The 16,944-nt window shown below is 59.9% G+C and carries 18 protein-coding genes and 2 pseudogenes; 5 read left to right on the forward strand and 15 right to left on the reverse strand.

What is annotated here, in order from left to right:
- Window positions 1–44: 44 nt before the first annotated feature.
- From V1283_RS28225 to V1283_RS28240, 4 genes and pseudogenes are all read left to right on the forward strand, one after another.
- Window positions 45–896, forward strand: a complete 852-nt coding sequence (locus tag V1283_RS28225) for a sugar phosphate isomerase/epimerase family protein (protein ID WP_334389862.1) — start codon at window positions 45–47, stop codon at window positions 894–896.
- Window positions 897–1,068: 172 nt separating this feature from the next.
- Window positions 1,069–2,403 (forward strand): Rieske 2Fe-2S domain-containing protein, encoded by a 1,335-nt coding sequence (locus V1283_RS28230; RefSeq protein ID WP_334389863.1) that lies wholly within the window; start codon window positions 1,069–1,071, stop codon window positions 2,401–2,403.
- A 102-nt stretch (window positions 2,404–2,505) separates the two neighbouring features.
- Window positions 2,506–3,312, forward strand: a complete 807-nt coding sequence (locus V1283_RS28235; RefSeq protein ID WP_334389864.1) for an IclR family transcriptional regulator domain-containing protein — start codon at window positions 2,506–2,508, stop codon at window positions 3,310–3,312.
- Between the two features lie 59 nt (window positions 3,313–3,371).
- Window positions 3,372–3,953: pseudogene (locus V1283_RS28240) on the forward strand (amino acid synthesis family protein).
- Window positions 3,954–4,307: 354 nt separating this feature from the next.
- On the opposite strand, the gene V1283_RS28245 reads toward V1283_RS28240, so the two are convergent.
- From V1283_RS28245 to V1283_RS28270, 6 genes are all read right to left on the reverse strand, one after another.
- The gene (locus V1283_RS28245; RefSeq protein WP_334389865.1) at window positions 4,308–4,478 is read right to left on the reverse strand and encodes an acyl-homoserine-lactone synthase; all 171 of its coding nucleotides are present in this window, start codon (window positions 4,476–4,478) and stop codon (window positions 4,308–4,310) included.
- A gap of 200 nt (window positions 4,479–4,678) precedes the next feature.
- Window positions 4,679–5,407: an autoinducer binding domain-containing protein gene (locus V1283_RS28250; protein WP_334389866.1), complete on the reverse strand. Its 729-nt coding sequence runs from the start codon at window positions 5,405–5,407 to the stop codon at window positions 4,679–4,681.
- Between the two features lie 27 nt (window positions 5,408–5,434).
- A complete protein-coding gene (locus V1283_RS28255) occupies window positions 5,435–5,764 on the reverse strand; it encodes a hypothetical protein (RefSeq protein WP_334389867.1) in 330 nt (109 codons plus the stop codon).
- 370 nt (window positions 5,765–6,134) lie between these two features.
- Window positions 6,135–6,860 carry an alpha/beta hydrolase gene (locus V1283_RS28260; protein WP_334389868.1) on the reverse strand — a complete coding sequence of 242 codons (726 nt, stop codon included), beginning with the start codon at window positions 6,858–6,860 and terminating at the stop codon, window positions 6,135–6,137.
- Between the two features lie 201 nt (window positions 6,861–7,061).
- On the reverse strand, window positions 7,062–8,543 hold the full coding sequence (locus V1283_RS28265) for a catalase (protein WP_334389870.1): 1,482 nt from the start codon (window positions 8,541–8,543) through the stop codon (window positions 7,062–7,064).
- Between the two features lie 48 nt (window positions 8,544–8,591).
- Entirely contained in the window at window positions 8,592–9,233 is a 642-nt protein-coding gene (locus tag V1283_RS28270) for an HD domain-containing protein (RefSeq protein WP_334389871.1), read from the reverse strand.
- Window positions 9,234–9,343: 110 nt separating this feature from the next.
- Between V1283_RS28270 and V1283_RS28275 the strand changes: the two genes are divergently transcribed.
- The gene (locus V1283_RS28275) at window positions 9,344–10,321 is read left to right on the forward strand and encodes a GlxA family transcriptional regulator (protein ID WP_334389872.1); all 978 of its coding nucleotides are present in this window, start codon (window positions 9,344–9,346) and stop codon (window positions 10,319–10,321) included.
- A gap of 289 nt (window positions 10,322–10,610) precedes the next feature.
- Here V1283_RS28275 and V1283_RS28280 read toward each other — a convergent pair.
- From V1283_RS28280 to V1283_RS28320, 9 genes and pseudogenes are all read right to left on the reverse strand, one after another.
- Window positions 10,611–10,772, reverse strand: a pseudogene (locus V1283_RS28280) (protocatechuate 3,4-dioxygenase subunit alpha); the annotation flags it as partial.
- 6 nt (window positions 10,773–10,778) lie between these two features.
- On the reverse strand, window positions 10,779–11,573 hold the full coding sequence (locus tag V1283_RS28285) for an urease accessory protein UreD (RefSeq protein WP_334389873.1): 795 nt from the start codon (window positions 11,571–11,573) through the stop codon (window positions 10,779–10,781).
- A 23-nt stretch (window positions 11,574–11,596) separates the two neighbouring features.
- Window positions 11,597–12,229, reverse strand: coding sequence for an urease accessory protein UreG (gene ureG, locus V1283_RS28290; RefSeq protein WP_334389874.1), 633 nt, complete (start codon window positions 12,227–12,229; stop codon window positions 11,597–11,599).
- Entirely contained in the window at window positions 12,226–13,932 is a 1,707-nt protein-coding gene (gene ureC, locus V1283_RS28295; RefSeq protein ID WP_334389875.1) for an urease subunit alpha, read from the reverse strand. Before ureC ends, ureG begins: the two co-directional genes overlap by 4 nt.
- A gap of 4 nt (window positions 13,933–13,936) precedes the next feature.
- Window positions 13,937–14,635: an urease subunit beta gene (ureB, locus tag V1283_RS28300; RefSeq protein WP_334389876.1), complete on the reverse strand. Its 699-nt coding sequence runs from the start codon at window positions 14,633–14,635 to the stop codon at window positions 13,937–13,939.
- Between the two features lie 9 nt (window positions 14,636–14,644).
- Window positions 14,645–15,322: an urease accessory protein UreF gene (locus tag V1283_RS28305; protein ID WP_334389877.1), complete on the reverse strand. Its 678-nt coding sequence runs from the start codon at window positions 15,320–15,322 to the stop codon at window positions 14,645–14,647.
- A complete protein-coding gene (gene ureE / locus V1283_RS28310; protein ID WP_334389878.1) occupies window positions 15,315–15,767 on the reverse strand; it encodes an urease accessory protein UreE in 453 nt (150 codons plus the stop codon). The genes V1283_RS28305 and ureE overlap by 8 nt, the downstream gene beginning before the upstream one ends.
- 102 nt (window positions 15,768–15,869) lie before the next feature.
- Entirely contained in the window at window positions 15,870–16,232 is a 363-nt protein-coding gene (locus tag V1283_RS28315; protein WP_334389879.1) for a hypothetical protein, read from the reverse strand.
- Window positions 16,233–16,476: 244 nt separating this feature from the next.
- Window positions 16,477–16,899, reverse strand: coding sequence for a MarR family winged helix-turn-helix transcriptional regulator (locus tag V1283_RS28320; protein WP_334389880.1), 423 nt, complete (start codon window positions 16,897–16,899; stop codon window positions 16,477–16,479).
- Window positions 16,900–16,944: the final 45 nt, after the last annotated feature.

Below are 16,944 nucleotides of genomic sequence, written 5' to 3' on the forward strand. Positions count from 1 at the left end.
CGCGCCAAGAGTTATGTCACGAGACGCGACGGAGTACGCAACTTATGACATGGTTGTCGATAAACCACTATGTGGCTCCGCCCGGCTATCCGCTCTCGCGCTTCTTGGACGATGCCGCAGCCGCTGGGGCTCGAAGCGTTGGCGTGACGGAGCGCGCGCTCTCCGAGACTGAGATGCCGTCGCTCAAGCGCATGCTGCGAGAGCGTCAGCTCGACATCACTTCGGTAAATAGTGCCGGCTTCTTTCTGTGGGATGACCCTGAGCGATCGAGAGAACAGCAGGCGATCAACAGGGCCCTGATCGAGGCTGCGAGCGAACTGTCGGCCGACACGCTCGTCATCATTGGAGGTGGTCTTCATGACATGGGGCCGCAAGACACTGCCGCCGATCTGCCGCGGGCTCGCGCCACGCTCGAGACAGAGCTGCCGTCGCTAATTGAAACCGCGAGCCGTTATGGCGTCCGACTGGGCATCGAACCCATGCATCCGGTGCAAATCTTCAATAAGGGTACCGTGAACACGCTCGCGCAGGCGGCCGCACTATGCGACCGTCTTCCGGGTTTGGGTATTGTTCTTGATATCTTTCACTCCTGGTGGGAGCCGGACTTGGAGTTGGCGTTAGCACGGCTCGCCGACCGTCTGACGCTCGTTCAATTGTGCGGCGTGACCCAGCCGAGGGGACCCAATCTACTGCCGAAGCGCTGCGCAATGCGCGATGGTGTTGTTGATATCAGTGGAACCTTAAATCTCTTGCGGCGCGCCGGCTACCGCGGGCGCTTCGAGTTTGAACTCTTCGCGCGAGACCTGGATGGTAAGCAAGTCAACCAAGCCATTCAAATGGCAATAACGGATTTTAGCGATTTTTGTGATCCAACGGCTCGATCCGGGCGAGAATGACGACGATGCCGAACAAGCGGGTCTGGCCAAAGCAACCTGTCGGCTATGCCGGTCCACCTCAGCGATATTCCCCCTCAACTTTGCCCCCCGGGCTTACCGCGTTGCCAGCCGTGTCCCAAATGCTATAATCGAACGGTTGTTCGGTAGTAGAACATTTGCCAGGGAGGTTGGAATGCTTTCACCTAAAGACAACGAGACACTGACTAGAGTGGGCTCTAATACCGCAATGGGCCGCTTCATGAGAGAGTATTGGGTCCCGGCTTGCCTTTCCAGCGAGCTCGTTGCTGACCGTGATCCAGTGCGTTTGCTGATTTTGGGCGAGAGGCTGATCGGATTTCGTGACTCGTCAGGACGGGTAGGTATCCTGGATCAGCAGTGCCCACATCGCTGCGTTTCACTCTTCTTTGGACGCAACGAGCATGACGGCTTGCGTTGCGTTTATCACGGGTGGAAATTCGACGTCGACGGCAATTGCCTGGAAATGCCGAACGTAATCCCGCCATGGGACTTCAGCCCCAGGGTCAAGGCCAAGGCATATCGTACGACTGAACGAAATGGTGTCGTGTGGACATACATGGGAAGCAAAGAGGCCCCTCCTCCGATGCCGGAGCTTGAGGCAACGCTGCTTCCGTCTGACCTCGTCACGGTCAGATGCGTTCAACGCGAATGCAATTGGTTGCAGGCTTTGGAGGGTGACATCGACACATCACACTTCGGCTTCCTGCACATGGGGTCTATCAGCGGCGACGACGTTGATCCACTTAACATGCACAGCTATGCTGTCACCAACCGGCAGCCCCTCTATCACGTTCAGGAAACCGATTGGGGCACCATGTACTGTGGGTATAGAGATGCGGATCCCGGCAATACCTATTACCGCTTCGCGCATTATGTGTTTCCGTTCTATACCCTCTATCCGGACGGCACGTTTGAGGATCACATAGTATCCCAAGCCTGGGTGCCCATGGATGACACGCATACTATGGTCTTCAACTTTAGCTACAAGAAGAGAACGCAAGCGCTTAGAACGAAGAAAGACGGTAGTGATGTTCCTGGGCTTGGAACAGATATTCAGTTTAGGGAGAACACCCCAGACTGGTACGGGCGTTGGCGTGGTGTCGCAAATCGAGCAAACGACTATCTGATTGACCGGGAAGCACAGCGAACGAGCAGCTTTACGGGAATCGAGAGCGTGGTTGTGCAGGATCAGTCAATTATTGAAAGCATGGGCGAAATCGTTGATCGGGGTGCGGAACATTTGGCCCCCAGCGACCGAATGGTTGTCGTAACGCGCCGGGCGATTCTTCGGGCTGTGGCCAACAACGAGCGTGGTCGAGAGTTGGCGCCCTGGCTTGACCGACCATCAGTGTTGCGAGGTGCAAGAAGTGGCTCCTTTATAGCTGCTAATGATGTCGACTGGCTTGTTGCTTATGCGGACATATCCCAAAAAGCACTAAGCCCCGCAGGTGACTTCGTACCCACGTCATTAGCGAAGGCGGCAGAGTAGAACATTTCAGGCTGCAGGGACGCTTCCAGTCTCTGCAGCTCAGATGCCGATTGAGTGAAGTCTCCAGCCGCGGTGTACGCGGCTCGCGATAGGATTTGATTAATGTCACGACTTGGAACCGAACACGCAATCAACCGCAAGGCAGCCAAGAGGCCGGCGGAGTATCTTGAGGGTTTAGCCAGAGGTCTGAGCGTAATTTCGGCGTTCAGCAAAGATTCCCCGAAAATGACATTAGCTGCCGCAGGAAAGACGCTCGGTCTTCCTCGCGCAACAGTGCGGAGAGCCCTGATTACGCTTGAAATCCTCGGGTATGTTGAAACCGACGGCCGGCTCTTTTGGCTCACCCCGAAGGTCCTCGAATTGGCGGGCGCTTACCTGCTTTCCAATATGCTCTCGACCGTGTTTCAACCGCTCTGCGATAAGCTGGCCTCGGAGCTGGATACGGGAATCTCGGTTGCCGTTCTTCATCAAGATGAGATCGTTTTTATTGTCCGCTCCTACCCAAATCATTTGTTTTCAGGCGATCGAGGTATAGTCGGCTCGAGACTGCCAGCTTTCTCGACCGCGCTTGGCAGAGTCTTGCTCACGGGACTCAGCGATTCGGAGTTGTCGGATTACATGAAGCGTCTCGTGCCGAAGGACATGACGACATTCACGAAGACCAAAAAGAAGGACATACGTGAAGAAATTGAGCTCGCCCGAAAGCGTGGCTATGCGTTTGCCAACCAAGAGGCAAACATCGGGTTTAGATCGGTAGCCGTTTCGTTGCGCAGGTTCGATGGAAAGACAGTGGCCGCGTTGTCAGCCAGTGGTCGTGTCGAATTGATATCGGAAAAGGTGATGCGCTCGACGATGCTCCCTCGCCTTCTCGAAGAGCGCGACAAAATCAAACTGCCGTCATCTGGATAACCCCGCGGCGACGACGAATTCTCCAAAGCGTTTCAGCCTACACATCATGCGAGATCCACATGAAGCTCGATATCCGACGGCTACTCTGCTTTACCGATCACAAGGAGGTGGAGGCCGGCCGCCGCCATGAGGAGCCGTTGCGTCGTGTCGCCGCGGTCGCGGTAGTCGCCAATCCCTATGCCGGACGCTATGTTGAGGATCTGTCATCAATGATCGCTGCCAGCGCCGGGGTCGGCAAAGTGCTCTCGAAGCTCGCGGTCGAGGCCATGGGTTCCTGCAGGGTAGACAGCTATGGCAAGGGCGGCGTTGTTGGATTGGATGGAGAGATTGAGCACGCCAACGCAATGCTGACCACGGTATTTGCAAAGCCGCTACGCGATGCCGTTGGCGGCGCGAAAGCCTGAATCCCATCCTTCACCAAGCTCGCTTCGCCCGGTTCCTTGATCGATGTCCCGCTGGCCCACAAGGACGCCCTCTACGTTCGTTCGCACTATGGCGGCGTGTCGGTGACCCTGCCGCGAGATGCACCTGGCGCGGACGAAGTCGCGCTAATCGTGTGTCTTGCCAACCGGGGACGCCTGAACCCCCGCGTCGGAGGCCTAGCCGCAAATGCGGTCGTCGGCGAAGACGGGCTATGCTAGATTTGGCGGAGACTTGCATGCGAGTGGCGATCACCAATATTGGTAATATAGTCACTGGCGACGTCAAGGCGCCTTTCGGCGCAGGCGACGGCATCCTGATGGAGGACGGCCGTATCACTTTGGTCGGTACACTTTCGTCGGAAAGCACTTCGGCTTGCGATGTCGTTGTCGATGCTGCCGGGACCACGGCGATCCCCGGCTTGATTGACAGTCATGTCCATATCACCTTTGGGGACTATTCGCCGCGCCAGCGTGTTGTCGGATTCCTCGAAAGCTACCTTCACGGCGGCACAACGACTGCCATCACCGCTTCCGAGGTACATGTACCCGGTCGACCAAAACATGCTGCGGGCGTCAAGGCACTAGGGGATTTAGAGTATCAAAGACATCGAGCTCAAGGTCGCCCGAGACTGAGACGCTCCAGTCGAGACGATCCCTAAACACCCGACGCCGCAACCGATACATCTCGGACAGTAGACCCAGATGCTGGCCAAATTGACGATTGCTAAGTGTGATGACGTGCATGGTGACCTCCGGTTTAAGTAGGAGGTCACGACAACAAAAGCCTGCGGCAGTCGCGCCTGATCTATTTTACAGTTCGAAGCAGGTGAACCGGGAAACGAAAGGCATCAGGAAAACCAATAGGTTCGGCCGACATGAAACGCAACCTGCGTGGTCGCAAGGCTGTTTCGCTAGATCTCGGTAACATCGGCCGCCTTGTCTGATCAGGGCAACAGCCCGCGACGCAGGGCCTCCGCGACGCATTGCGCAATCGACGCTGCGTCGAGCTTGCGCCGGGCGTTTTCCAGATGAAAGACGACCGTGCGCGGCGCGATCTCAACAAGCATGGCCGTATCGCTTACGGTCTTGCCCTGGGCGGCCCATGCGAGGCACTGGCGCTCACGCTGGGTCAGGACGTCTGGCTTTGTTTGCCTACCCGAACGGCTCCTCAGCTTCGTTGTGGCGTGTATGTGAAAATAAAGTCCTGCCAGCTGAACGAGATCCTTGGCCTCTGACAAGAGCTGCTCGGCGCGCGCGGACCGTTCATCAGTCGCGAGCGTAAATGCGGCCATGCGTCCGAAGCCGCTTCGGATCGGCACCGTGATTCCGGAACGGATGCCGAATGTCACGGCTTCGTCAAAGAACCTGCGCTGTTCACGGGTGCCAGCGGCCCTGGGCGTTGATCCGCTCCAGGGAAAGGCGTCATGCTCCCTGCTCGCCCTCCGCACTACCGGGTCAAGGCGTTGATAGCCGAGGTCGAAGTATCGCCCCGTCCAGGACTTCGGGTAAGAGGAGATCAACGCCGGCTCATTCTGGATCAGGTGCAAATAGGCGAACCATCGAAAGCCGAGGCGTTGAGCCAGGCGCGTGGCTACTCTCTCGAATTCGAGTTCGTCGTCCGCCGTATACATGGCGTCGACGAACGTCTGGAACGAGTGCTCGATCGCCTTCATGTTCGTTTCCCTTTCTAAACGTTCCTTTCAATCATTGGCCAGCGACACCGGCGGTCGGGCAAGTCGTCGAACTTCTGCGCCTTGTAGACAGCAATCAATGCGCGATAGTTGCGGACTGTCCGTTCGGCCATCCAGCCAAAAAAACGCCGGGATCCGAAGACCCCGGCTAGTCTGAGAGGAAAACACCCACAAGGCTTCGAGGCTGATCGCCATTACCGCGATGCGGGGAAGTGGCGGCTCAGCTATGCGAAGGGAGTGGTTGAACAACATCTCAGTTTCGTGTTGCCGCACCAGTTTGGCAGCCTCCCGCGCGATCGCGCTGTCGGAACTCTCAATGCCAGAAATCACGTCGGTCATTCTCGAACCCTATCTATGCTGGTCGTCCTTGTTGACGTTTACGAGATGCGCTTCCTATAATAGCCTGATTTTCTCCAACACAACCGAGACCTTGACGCCGTTCGGCGTCAGCAATGAATAAGGCTGCAGGCGATCGGGATACTTGCGGTCCAGCGTTGTGTGATCACGAAGGCAGAAAGATTTGGCATCTCTCTGCTCTCTCTTCCTGCTAGATCGGGGCGACACCTTCGAGCTCGTGGGCATAAATTGGCTCCCGCGATCAGCGGTCATGTGATTTAAAAGTTTCGCATTCCAGCGACGTGTCGAGAGCAGCGAAAAGCGTTGCCGCCGAAATCACTATCCAGCTTGGCTATGCCGGCCTGCGGCCACATCAGTCACGCCCTGCGTCCATGATCGCTTGCGCCAACTTTACGGGGTTTGAGAAACAAAGTTCATGACTGCCTGGAACCTGGATCAAACGAAAAAGTCCAAGTTTCTCCGAAAGTCTCGGGTGCCACGGATGGCTGTGCGGCATGGCGGTATCTTCGGTGCAGTTGATGTAGGACTTTGCAATAGCCATCTCGGCGGGATTTTGGGAGAGAGAGATCTTGTCCCCGAAAGTCTTCATCGGATGAGGGTTGAGCATATTGTAGGTTCTTTTCGCCGTCTCGATGTCGGCGTCGTTGATCATAGCCTCACGCCAGAACGGAAACGGCAACTCGATGGAACCGTCATTTCGCTCCGCCGCGAACGCCTCCATTATGTCGACGCTACCCGGCGCCCCCATGTCGAGGAGGGATTCGCCGTTGTTGGGAACGAAGGCATTCCAGTAGACCAGTCGTCGGAGGCGGTGGGCGCCACGGTCGGCAACACCGGTAATCACCATTCCTCCGTAGCTGTGTCCGACGAGGATGACGTCTTTTGCATTATTTTCGTCCAGGTACTCGACGATGGACTCGATGGCCTCGGCCAAGCCGGTCGTCTTCGAATCGCCTGGGCGGTTGCCCCTTATCGTAGGGGTATAGACCTGATGTCCCTCAGCCCGAATTAGAGCGGCCGTCGGCCCAAGCTCGGTACCCGTATGCCAAGCGCCGTGGACAAGCACGTAGTGCGCCATATCGTTTTCCTGTCGTTACGGTGCCGATCAGATCTTGGCAAGGATCGGAAGGCCAGCACCAGTGGCCTTATCCCGTCTATGTTTGGCGGACGACACGCACCCAAAAGCAGGTGCCGCAGAAAGCACCACCAAATGCCGCTCGTCTCCGGCCGGATCAACCCAGCGCAGCGTCTTGTTCAAGTGCAAGCGCGGATATTCCGTTCATTCTGCAGCGAGGCTGTTCTTCGCGGACCGGATGGCCGCGAGCCGCGAGAGCGCTTCGCGAACCCCCGCGCCGTATTCGGGATCGGCCTTCGTGCAATTGGCAATATGCCGCTCCTGGATGTGTATCGCCGCGCCGCCGACGGCGCGCGCTGTGTTGTCGAACAGTATCTGCCGTTGGGCCGCGTTCATCTTGCGGAATAGGTCGCCCGGCTGCTGGTAGTGGTCGTCATCGATGCGATGATCCCAGTGTGCGGCCGATCCATCGATCTCGAGCGGTGGCTCATTGAGGTCGGGCTGGTCCGCCCACTCGCCGTGGCTGTTTGGGGAGTAGGTCGGCGTCCGGCCGAGATTGCCATCCGTCCGCATCGCGCCGTCGCGGTGATAGCTGTGAAAGGGGCATTTCGGCGCATTTACCGGGATGTGGTTGAAGTTGACCCCAAGCCGGTAGCGCTGCGCGTCTCCATACGAGAATAGGCGTGCTTGAAGCATCTTATCGGGCGAAAAGCTGAGGCCCGGCACGACGTTGGCTGGCGAGAACGCGGCCTGCTCGACTTCGGCGAAGACGTTCTCCGGATTGCGGTTCAGCTCGAAATAGCCGACCTCGATTAACGGGAAATCCGCCTTCGGCCAGACCTTCGTCAAGTCGAACGGATTGAAGGGGACGGACTTGGCCTGTTCGTCCGTCATGAGCTGGACAAACAGTGTCCAGTGTGGAAAGTCCCCACGCTCGACGCTCTCAAACAGATCGCGCTGATGGCTCTCGCGATCCTTGCCGACCAGAGCTTCCGCTTCGGCGTCGGTTAGATTCTCGATACCCTGTTGGGTGCGGAAGTGGAGCTTCACCCAGGTGCGTTCATTGGCAGCGTTGATGAAGCTGTAAGTGTGGCTCCCAAAGCCATGCATGTGGCGGTAGCTACGCGGGAGCCCGCGTTCGCTCATCACGATGGTGACCTGATGCAGGGCTTCCGGCAACAAAGTCCAGAAATCCCAGTTATTGTCAGCGCTACGCATACCAGTGCGCGGGTCGCGCTTAATCGCGTGATTGAGATCGGGGAATCGCAGCGGGTCCCGGAAGAAGAACACGGGGGTATTATTACCGACCAAATCCCAATTGCCTTCCTCGGTGTAGAACTTGAGAGCAAAGCCCCGAATGTCGCGCTCGGCATCGGCCGCACCTCGCTCGCCGGCGACGGTCGAAAACCGTGCGAACATTGGCGTCTGTTTACCGATTTGCGAGAAGATCTTCGCCTTCGTGTAGCGAGTGATATCGTGAGTAACCGTGAAGGTGCCGAACGCGCCAGAGCCCTTGGCGTGCATGCGCCGCTCCGGGATCACTTCGCGGTCAAAATGGGCGAGCTTTTCGATCAACCAAATGTCCTGCAAAAGAGTCGGTCCGCGAGGCCCAGCAGTGAGGACGTTGAGATTGTCGTTGACTGGAGCGCCGGTGGCATAGGTCAGATGTTGTGGCTTGTTAATCATGGGACGATTCCTTGTTGGATGGCTGGCAGCGCCACGGGGTAAGGGCGTTCAGCCGTGCCAGTGCGAGCAGCGGATCACGCTGCAGAAGTTGCCGCGCTGGAAGCCTGGTTGCTTGTCGGCGATCACGTCGGCTTTGACATTGCCGAACGTCGTCTCCGGTTTATGTTTGATGCCGTCGTAGAAAGCCTGGATGATGTCGTCCTTGAAGCGCGGCGTGCGCGGGAACGCTTTCACGACGGCTTCGCGTTCCTTCTCGGAGTATTCTTGGTACGTAAGCCCGAGCACATCCATTTCGACGCCCGCGGTGACTAGGGCCACCACGGGGTGCATATGCTCCGGCACGCCCGGCGTGGTGTGAAGTGCGATGGCCGTCCAGACGGTGTAGGCGTCATGCTCGGCAATGCCGTGGCTACGCAGGAAGTTGCGCGCGGCATGGGCGCCGTCAACTTCGAACCGCTCGTTTTTGCTGCTGTGGCTGGGCATCAGGCCAACGTCGTGAAACATCGCACCGGCATAGAGTAGCTCGCGATCGAACTTAAGCCCGCGATGAACACCAGCGAGCGCGCCGAAATGATACACGCGGCTGGAATGGTTGAAGAGCAATTCCGTCTCGGTTTCACGGACATATTCAGTGATCGCGCGTCCCAATTTGCTATCGGGAACGGCGGCCTCTTCGACGATAGGCGTCATTGCTTTCTCCTGTACTTTTTACTCGTCCCCACGTTAAGGCTACGCCTGCTTGTCAGCAAATGACGTAATACGTAAAAAACGGACAAAAGCAGGTTGAAGCGGACACCGATATGAAAGTGAAAGCAAAGACTGTTGTGATCGTAGCCCTGCCCGGCGTGCAGCTCCTGGACGTTGCCGGCCCGCTAGACGTTTTCGCAGAAGCAAACACTCAGGCCGGTTGTCCGGCGTACCGGCTATTCGTGGCGGCAGGAAGTCCGGGTCCGATCCGTAGCTCGTCGGGTGTGCACCTGATGCCCGACAGGATCATTGATCGTGGCTTTACCGAGAGGATCGACACGCTACTCGTCGCGGGATGCCCGAACGCCGCCGAGGCACCAGCGGATAGCATTGTGGTCGAGTGGCTTCGTCGCCGGGCACCCACGGCACGACGCTTCGGGTCGGTGTGCAGCGGCGCGTTCTTCCTCGCGGCCGCAGGGCTGCTTGATGGCCGGCGGGTCACTACGCATTGGGCAGTGGCGGACGTGTTGGCCGAGAAATTCCCCTCCGTCGTCGTAGACCGGGACGCAATTCACGTCACCGACGGACGACTTAGAACGGCGGCCGGCGTGACCGCGGGTCTTGATCTGGCACTCAATCTTGTGGAGGAGGATCTCGGACGCGAGATCGCCATGCGAGTCGCTAGCCAGCTCGTAATGTTCTTTAAGCGCCCTGGAGGCCAGATGCAGTTCAGCCGCAAGGGCGAAGCGGTGCCGGCTGGTCGCTCGGCGCTGCAGGAGCTGCAGCGCTGGATCGCCGCCAATCCCGCATTGGATCACAGCGTCGCCAAATTGGCGAGGCGGTTGGGGCTCAGCCCCCGACATTTTGCTCGGCTGTTTCGCAGCGAAGTCGGAATTACGCCCGCGACCTGGGTCGAAGAAGTCCGCGTTAACGCCGCTAGACGCTTACTTGAGCTTGGCCATGAGACACCCAAACGAGTAGCCACCCATTGTGGCTTTGCTGATGCTGACACATTGAGGCGTGCTTTTGCACGCCACGTTGGGGTGACCCCCGCCGAATATCGCAAGCGCTTTGCGCGAGTTGTCGCGTGATAGCGGGGAGCGACCGTTGTGCTTGCCACAAATGATGGTCGGAGGTGAGGACGCCAAAGACATGCTGGCGGCTAACGACATCGGCCTGTTGCGGCTGAGCTCAGGCGCGGCACGCCAGAGAGGAACGCCGGCAAGCTCAACAGGTTTTGGGCGACCGCGGTCAATCACGAGCTCGCGATCACGTCGCGCGATCGATCGGACAGCGCCGATAGGACAACTATTTGATAGTTCTCATCGTTCAATTTGGCGGTCGAGCGCCGTCCTTTCGTAGTTGTCCCTTCATGCCTTCCTACTCCTCAAAGAATACGGTTTCCTCGTGGCCCTGCAGGCGAATGTCCAGCGAATAGGTTGCGTTCGCCCCGCCCGCCTTGCGCTTCGCGATCAAGGTCGCGCGGCGATCGGCCGGCACCAGCGCCAGCACCGGGTCGATCGCGTTGCTCGCCTCGCCGGACGACCGCTACCCGCCACCCCCTGCGACAGGCCTCTCTGCTGAATCTACCCCGAAGAAGCACTGTCGCAGGTGCCGCCACGCGAGAGCGGTGCCGGCGCGCAGTGCGCGAAGATCCTCGGCGGCGAGACGTATGCCGATACCCGCGCCATTCGGCATGGGACTGGCGACCGCGTAAAGCCCCGGAATCGTGGCCAGCCGTTGCGACAGGGCGGCGGCATCGATCGTCTGCCGGGTGACAACGACGAGCGAGCCGAAGGCATTCGCCCGCAACCGCGCCGTACCATCGAGCGTAAAACGGTCGATCATCGCCATCTCTCCGGCAACCCGGACATGGATCCTTGACGTCAGCCCCCGAAAGGGTCGGCCAAGTCCTTCGGGATCGTGCAACGTGAAGCCATCGGCGATAATCGCCGTGCCCTCCGGGTCGCAATCGACGTCGATCTCCTGGTTCAACACAGCGTCGGGAAACAGGATGCGTGGCTCGGGCATGTATTCGAGCATGGCGCCGGCGGCGACCGACAGGGTAACACGCTCGCTGGCCGCCATGCCCGGTCGCGCGCGATGAACGACGGACGCGCCCTGATTGGTCAGATGCGCAGCGGCACCCGGTTCGAGGCGCAACCGCTGTTCAAGCCGGTCGCCCTCGTTGATGGCGCCACCGCTCGACTGAACGATGACGGTCAGCATGTGAGCCATAGACGGATCGACCTGAAAGGTGCGCGTCAGCACGTAGGGCCAGCGGAAGACACGGCGATCGAGCACCGTGCGGCCGCCACGTAGCGAAAAGCCGAGGTCGAGCAAGGCCGGCGGGGGAGCCATAGCGTTCACGCGCGAAACAGCACCTCGCGCTCGATCAGTTCGACCAGACGGTCGATCCCCTCGCCCTTACGGCAATTGGTCATCAGCACCGGCCGCTCGCCACGCACGGAAAGCGCTTCCCGATGCATTCGTTCGAGGTCGACGCCGACATGGGGCGCAAGGTCGGTCTTGTTGATGACAAGTACATCGGCCCGGATGACGCCCGGCCCCTTCTTGCGCGGAATGTCATCGCCGCCGCCGACATCGATCACGAACATCCAGAAATCGGTGAGATCGCGCGAGAAGGTCGAGGCGAGATTGTCGCCGCCGCTTTCGAGCAGAATGAGTTCGACACCGGGAAACCGGCGTTCGAGATCCTCTGCGGCCTCGATGTTCAGTGTCGGGTCCTCGCGGATGACGGTATGCGGGCAGGCGCCCGCCTCCACCGCCACCACCCGCGCCGGATCGATGAGGCCCGAGCGGCGGATGCGCTCGGCATCCTCATTGGTCACGAGGTCGTTGGTAATGACGGCAATATCGATGCCACGCGCCAGAAGTTCGGGGATCAGCCGCTCGACAAGCGCGGTCTTGCCGGAACCGACCGGGCCGCCGATCCCGACCCGCGCCGCGCCGCGACGGTTTGTCAAAGCCATGTTCATCGCAACATGTACCTCCTTGCCAGCGGCACCCGCGTCGCCGGCGGGCACATCAGAAGCTTGCCGTCGGCGCGCACCTCGAAGGTCTGGGGATCGACCTCCACATGCGGCATTTCGGCATTGCGGACCATGTCCCCTTTGGTGAGCGAACGCACACTCTTGATCGTCACCATGCGCTTTTGCAGGTTAAGCCGTCGCATCGCGGCATCCGCATCGACCAGCGAGGAGACGAAGGTGACGCCGAGATGGCGCGGCGCGTCGCCAAGCGCACCCCACATGCGCTTCTGCACCATCGGCTCGGCGACACCGAGGCTGCCGTTGCCGTCGCCCTTCGGAGCCCAGACGATGAAGCCGCTCTTGATGACCATCAGCGGCTTGATACCAAAGGAATTGTAGGGCCACAGCACGATATCCGCCATCTTGCCGACCTCGATCGAACCGACATGGTCGTCGATGCCGACCGCGATCGCCGGATTGATCGTGAGCTTGGCGACGTAGCGCTTGATGCGTTCGTTATCCGCCCGCGCCGTATTTTCCTCTGGCAGACGGCCAACGCGCTCCTTCATGACGCTCGCCAGCTGCCAGCAATTGGCGACATTCTCGGCAAGGCGACCCATGCCATGTGAATCCGTACCGAAGATGGAAATGGCGCCCATGTCGTGGAGGAGATCCTCGGCTGCCATCGTCTGGGCGCGCACGCGCGCGTCGCCGAAGAGCACGTCCTCGGGAATATTGTAGTTCAACTTGTGGGCGATCATGCCCATCGGCACGCCTTCCTCGGTCGCATAAAGCGAGTAGGGGCTTGTCGGGTTGGTCGAAGAGGGAATGACGTTCGGATAGGATACGACCTTGATCAGGTCCGGCGCGTGGCCGCCGCCTGCCCCTTCCACATGGTACATATGGATGGTGCGGCCATCGACCGCGTTCATCGTATCCTCGCAGAAGCCGAATTCGTTGATGGAATCGGTATGCAGGTGCACGGCGAAATCGTTGCGGTCGGCAGCGATCAGGCTCTGGTCGATCACTGCCGGCGCGGCACCGTAATCCTCGTGGATCTTGATGGCCATGCCGCCGGCCGCAACGGATTCTTCCACCGCCGCCGCGTTCGAAGCTCCTCGCCCGAAAAGGCAGTAGTTGACTGGCGAGAATTCGCAGGCTTGCAGGAAGCGGCCGAAATTGGTCCATGTGCCCGAACCGACATCCGATGCGCCCGCGCCGGCCGAACCGACAAGCGTGGTCGTGCCCCCGGAAAGCGCATGGTCGGACTGCTCGGGCGACCCCAGATGAGCGTGGCATTCCACGGCGCCGGCGGTGCAGATCACCCCGTGGCCGGGAACGATCGTCGTGGTCGAGCCGACGATCATGCGCGGATCGACGCCGGGCATCATATCCGGATTGCCCGCCTTGCCGATGCCGACGATGCGGCCCTCGCGGATACCGATGTCCGCCTTGATGATACCGACCATCGCATCGATGATGACGATGTTCGTGATGACGACGTCGAGCGTACCGTCCGACGATTTCAGATGGCTGCTGATGCCCTCGGCGTCGCGCAAGTTCTTGCCCGCGCCGATCATAAGTTCGTGGCCGGGCGGCGTGAAATCCTCTTCGATTTCGGCAAGAAGCCCGGTATCGCCCAACCGGACCATATCGCCGGTCGTGGGGCCGTAAAGATTTGCATAGACGCGGCGGCTGATCGTAACCATAGTCTCAGGCTCCCAGATAGCCGCGCAGGCGGGCGGTTTCGAGTGCTTTCTCGCGGGCATCCGGTGCATCGAGCGGCCCGTCCACCAGTCCCGCCTCCCCAATGACCGTGCGCCCGCCCTCAAGCGGAACGAGCCGGGCCGTCTTGACGACGCCCGGCTCGAAACGGATGCCGGTTCCTGCCGGCGTGTCGAGCTTCATGCCCCAGGCCGCCGCCCGGTCGAACCGGAGGGCGCGGTTGGTTTCGAAAAAATGCGAATGGCTGCGCACCTGGATGTCGCGGTCGCCGGTATTCACCACATCGATTGCAACTACAGGCGCTCCGGGAAAAAGCTCGATGTCGCCATCCATCGGAATGACGTCGCCGGGAACGATGTCGTCGGACAACGGCAGGTCGCCCGGCGCGATCGGCTCGAACACCACGACCACCTTGGTGCCTTCGGCGAACATGCATTCGATGTAGAGCATTTTCACCATGCCGGCGACGCCGGGCTCCACGTCGTCGGTCGTCAGAAGCCGGCCCGCCATGTCCCGGATGTCCTCATAGGCCATGTCGCGACGCGCGGCCGTCATCACCTCGTCGGTGATCAGCGCCACCGCCTCGGGATGGCTGAGTCTGATGCCGAGACTGCGGTTGCGCCTGGCGAATTCGGCGGCGGTGAAGACGATCAGGCGATCCATCTCGGTGGGAGAGAGGTTGATCATGGTCGATCCTCAGGTTGAGAACATGCGCACGTCGCGGCAGGGTCCGCGCGAAATGGCAATGTCGATGAGCGGCGTGAAACTCCAGGGTTCCGCGTCAGGATCGGCACGCCGGGAAAGAAGACCGGCGACGACACCGCGGGCGCGAACAACGCTGTGCTGCGCCTCGACATGCCCGATGACGCCCAGCCGGACGGCCGCGCTGACGAGGCCGGTGACCAATGTCCACGCGGAAAGCATCTCGCCCGCCGCAGTGTCGAGGCCCGCATCGCGATAACTCAGCGCCTGCGCGACCGGAAGATGACCGAGGCGCGTATCGGTGGAAGACTGGCTGCGATAGGCCGAAGAAAGCGCCCCTCCATGACGGGCGGCGACACCGAGCAGCGCCCTGCCGGCGCGGCGCGAACCTTCGCGCATTTCGGCAAGCGGCGTCATTGCCTCGGCCAGGAGATCGACAATACGCACCGCCCCCAAGTCGGAGGCGGCATAGGCCCTGAGAAACAGGACACGATCCATCCCGTTCCAGCGCATGCCCAGTTGATCGGCAACAAAATCGTCGAGATCCACCGCACCGTCGAGTCGCCCGTCGAGCATCAGGCCCTCGACGCCCCAGGAAAAGGCAAAGCCTCCCGCCGGATAGGCGCTGTCGCCGTAATGAAGCAGGGCAAGGGCGGCGGGAACGTCAAACATCGGCGCCGAGTTCCTCGACCGACCCATCCTCCAGGAGAGATCTAACGCGGGCGCGGTAGGTCTCAAGCGGCGCATCGAGGAGAATGGCGAGGCCATCGCCGTCGAAGCGCACGCGCCAATGCAGGTTTCCGGCGTTCCAGCCCAGTTTCAACGCCGCCGCCTGATCGCGCGGGCGCAAACGCCAGACCTTTTCGGCGCCGAAGCGGACGATGACGGCGCGGGCTTCGTCGAGATAAAGCACGTCGCCGTCCTGAAGATCGCCATCGCGGTCGAAGCTCACGGCACAATCCGTGCCACGGTCGGTATCGGCGCGAAAACGCCGGCGACCGACATCCTCAGGCGGCACGAACAGAAGCTCTATGCCGTCACTATGTTCGAGCCTGTGCAGCCTGCCCCGGAAACTGGGATCGCTGCTATGGCCGAGAACGCCATGAAGCCGCAGCATTTCGCCTCCTAGAGCATTTCCAGCAAAAGTGTAAAACGGCTTTGCGTTCGGAAATGCGTTGAAACATAGGGACAGGGTGTTTCCGCTTTTCGCGGAACAGTCCTAGTGCGTATCGAAAATCGTCTGATAAGCCGCCTTGGCGGCGGTGAAGGCCGCCATTTCGGCATCCGTCGGGTTGGCCGGATCGGCGGCCGCCGGCGTCAGCGTGTCGAGATGACTGCCGATCACAAGCGGAGGCAGCGAAGGATCGTCTCCCTGGCGGCGAGCGAACATATTGCCAATCGCATCGATGGAAACCGAGAGGTCAGCCTCCTTCGCCCAATACGCCAATAGATTGCGCGCTTCGCGAACGGCATCCGAAGCAGCCGGACTAAAACACCCGCCTCCGGCGGTTGCGCCTATGGCGCCCATGACCATGAGATCGGACCGGAGACGGGCGGAATCGATGGAGAGCGGAGAACTCATATCCGAGCCTTATGCGCCTTTAGAAATAGTTGAATATGAAAATGATTAATATTCTACATTCCCGGACCACACAAGAGGAATTTCGCATCGGCAGGACCGGAAATCCCTCAACCCGCCTGCGACGGCGAACGGCACGCGCAAAAACGCCCTGTGTGAAAACACGGGGCGGCAACGCGTCGGTCCGAACGGGGAACGACTGCGAAAGCAGCCGGGGGGCCACCTGTCGCGGTAAAAGCGGTTCGGATCAGTCGCGGATCAGTCCGCGCAGGAGTTCGCGTAATTCGCTCGCCTTCTCGTCCTGCAAATGCGCCAGAAGCTGCTTCTCGTTGGCGCTGGAAACGCCTCGCAATTTCTTGAACAGCGCCTTTCCGCCAGCTGCAGTCAGGATGAGAACCCGTCTGCGATCGTTGGAATCGGGCGCCCGATAGACGTATCCGGCGGTCACCATCTTGTCGATAATCTTCGTCAGCGTCGGCGGCTCGATCAGAGACTGCGCGGCGATCTCGCCCATCGAGCATGGTTCGCTGGCGTCGAGCACTTCGAGAATGCGGAACTGTTCCACAGGAATTCCACCCGGGCGCAGCCGATCCTCGAGATCGTTCTCGATCTGCTTGTTGAGGCTAGTGATGAGATAGGTCAGTCGTTCATTGATGGCACTCTGACTCATGTTCGCCTACCTTGTTCCTCTCCGTGGAATCAATCGAAACGCCCG

It is taken from the genome of Bradyrhizobium sp. AZCC 2262, assembly GCF_036924535.1.
Classification (GTDB): Bacteria; Pseudomonadota; Alphaproteobacteria; order Rhizobiales; family Xanthobacteraceae; genus Bradyrhizobium.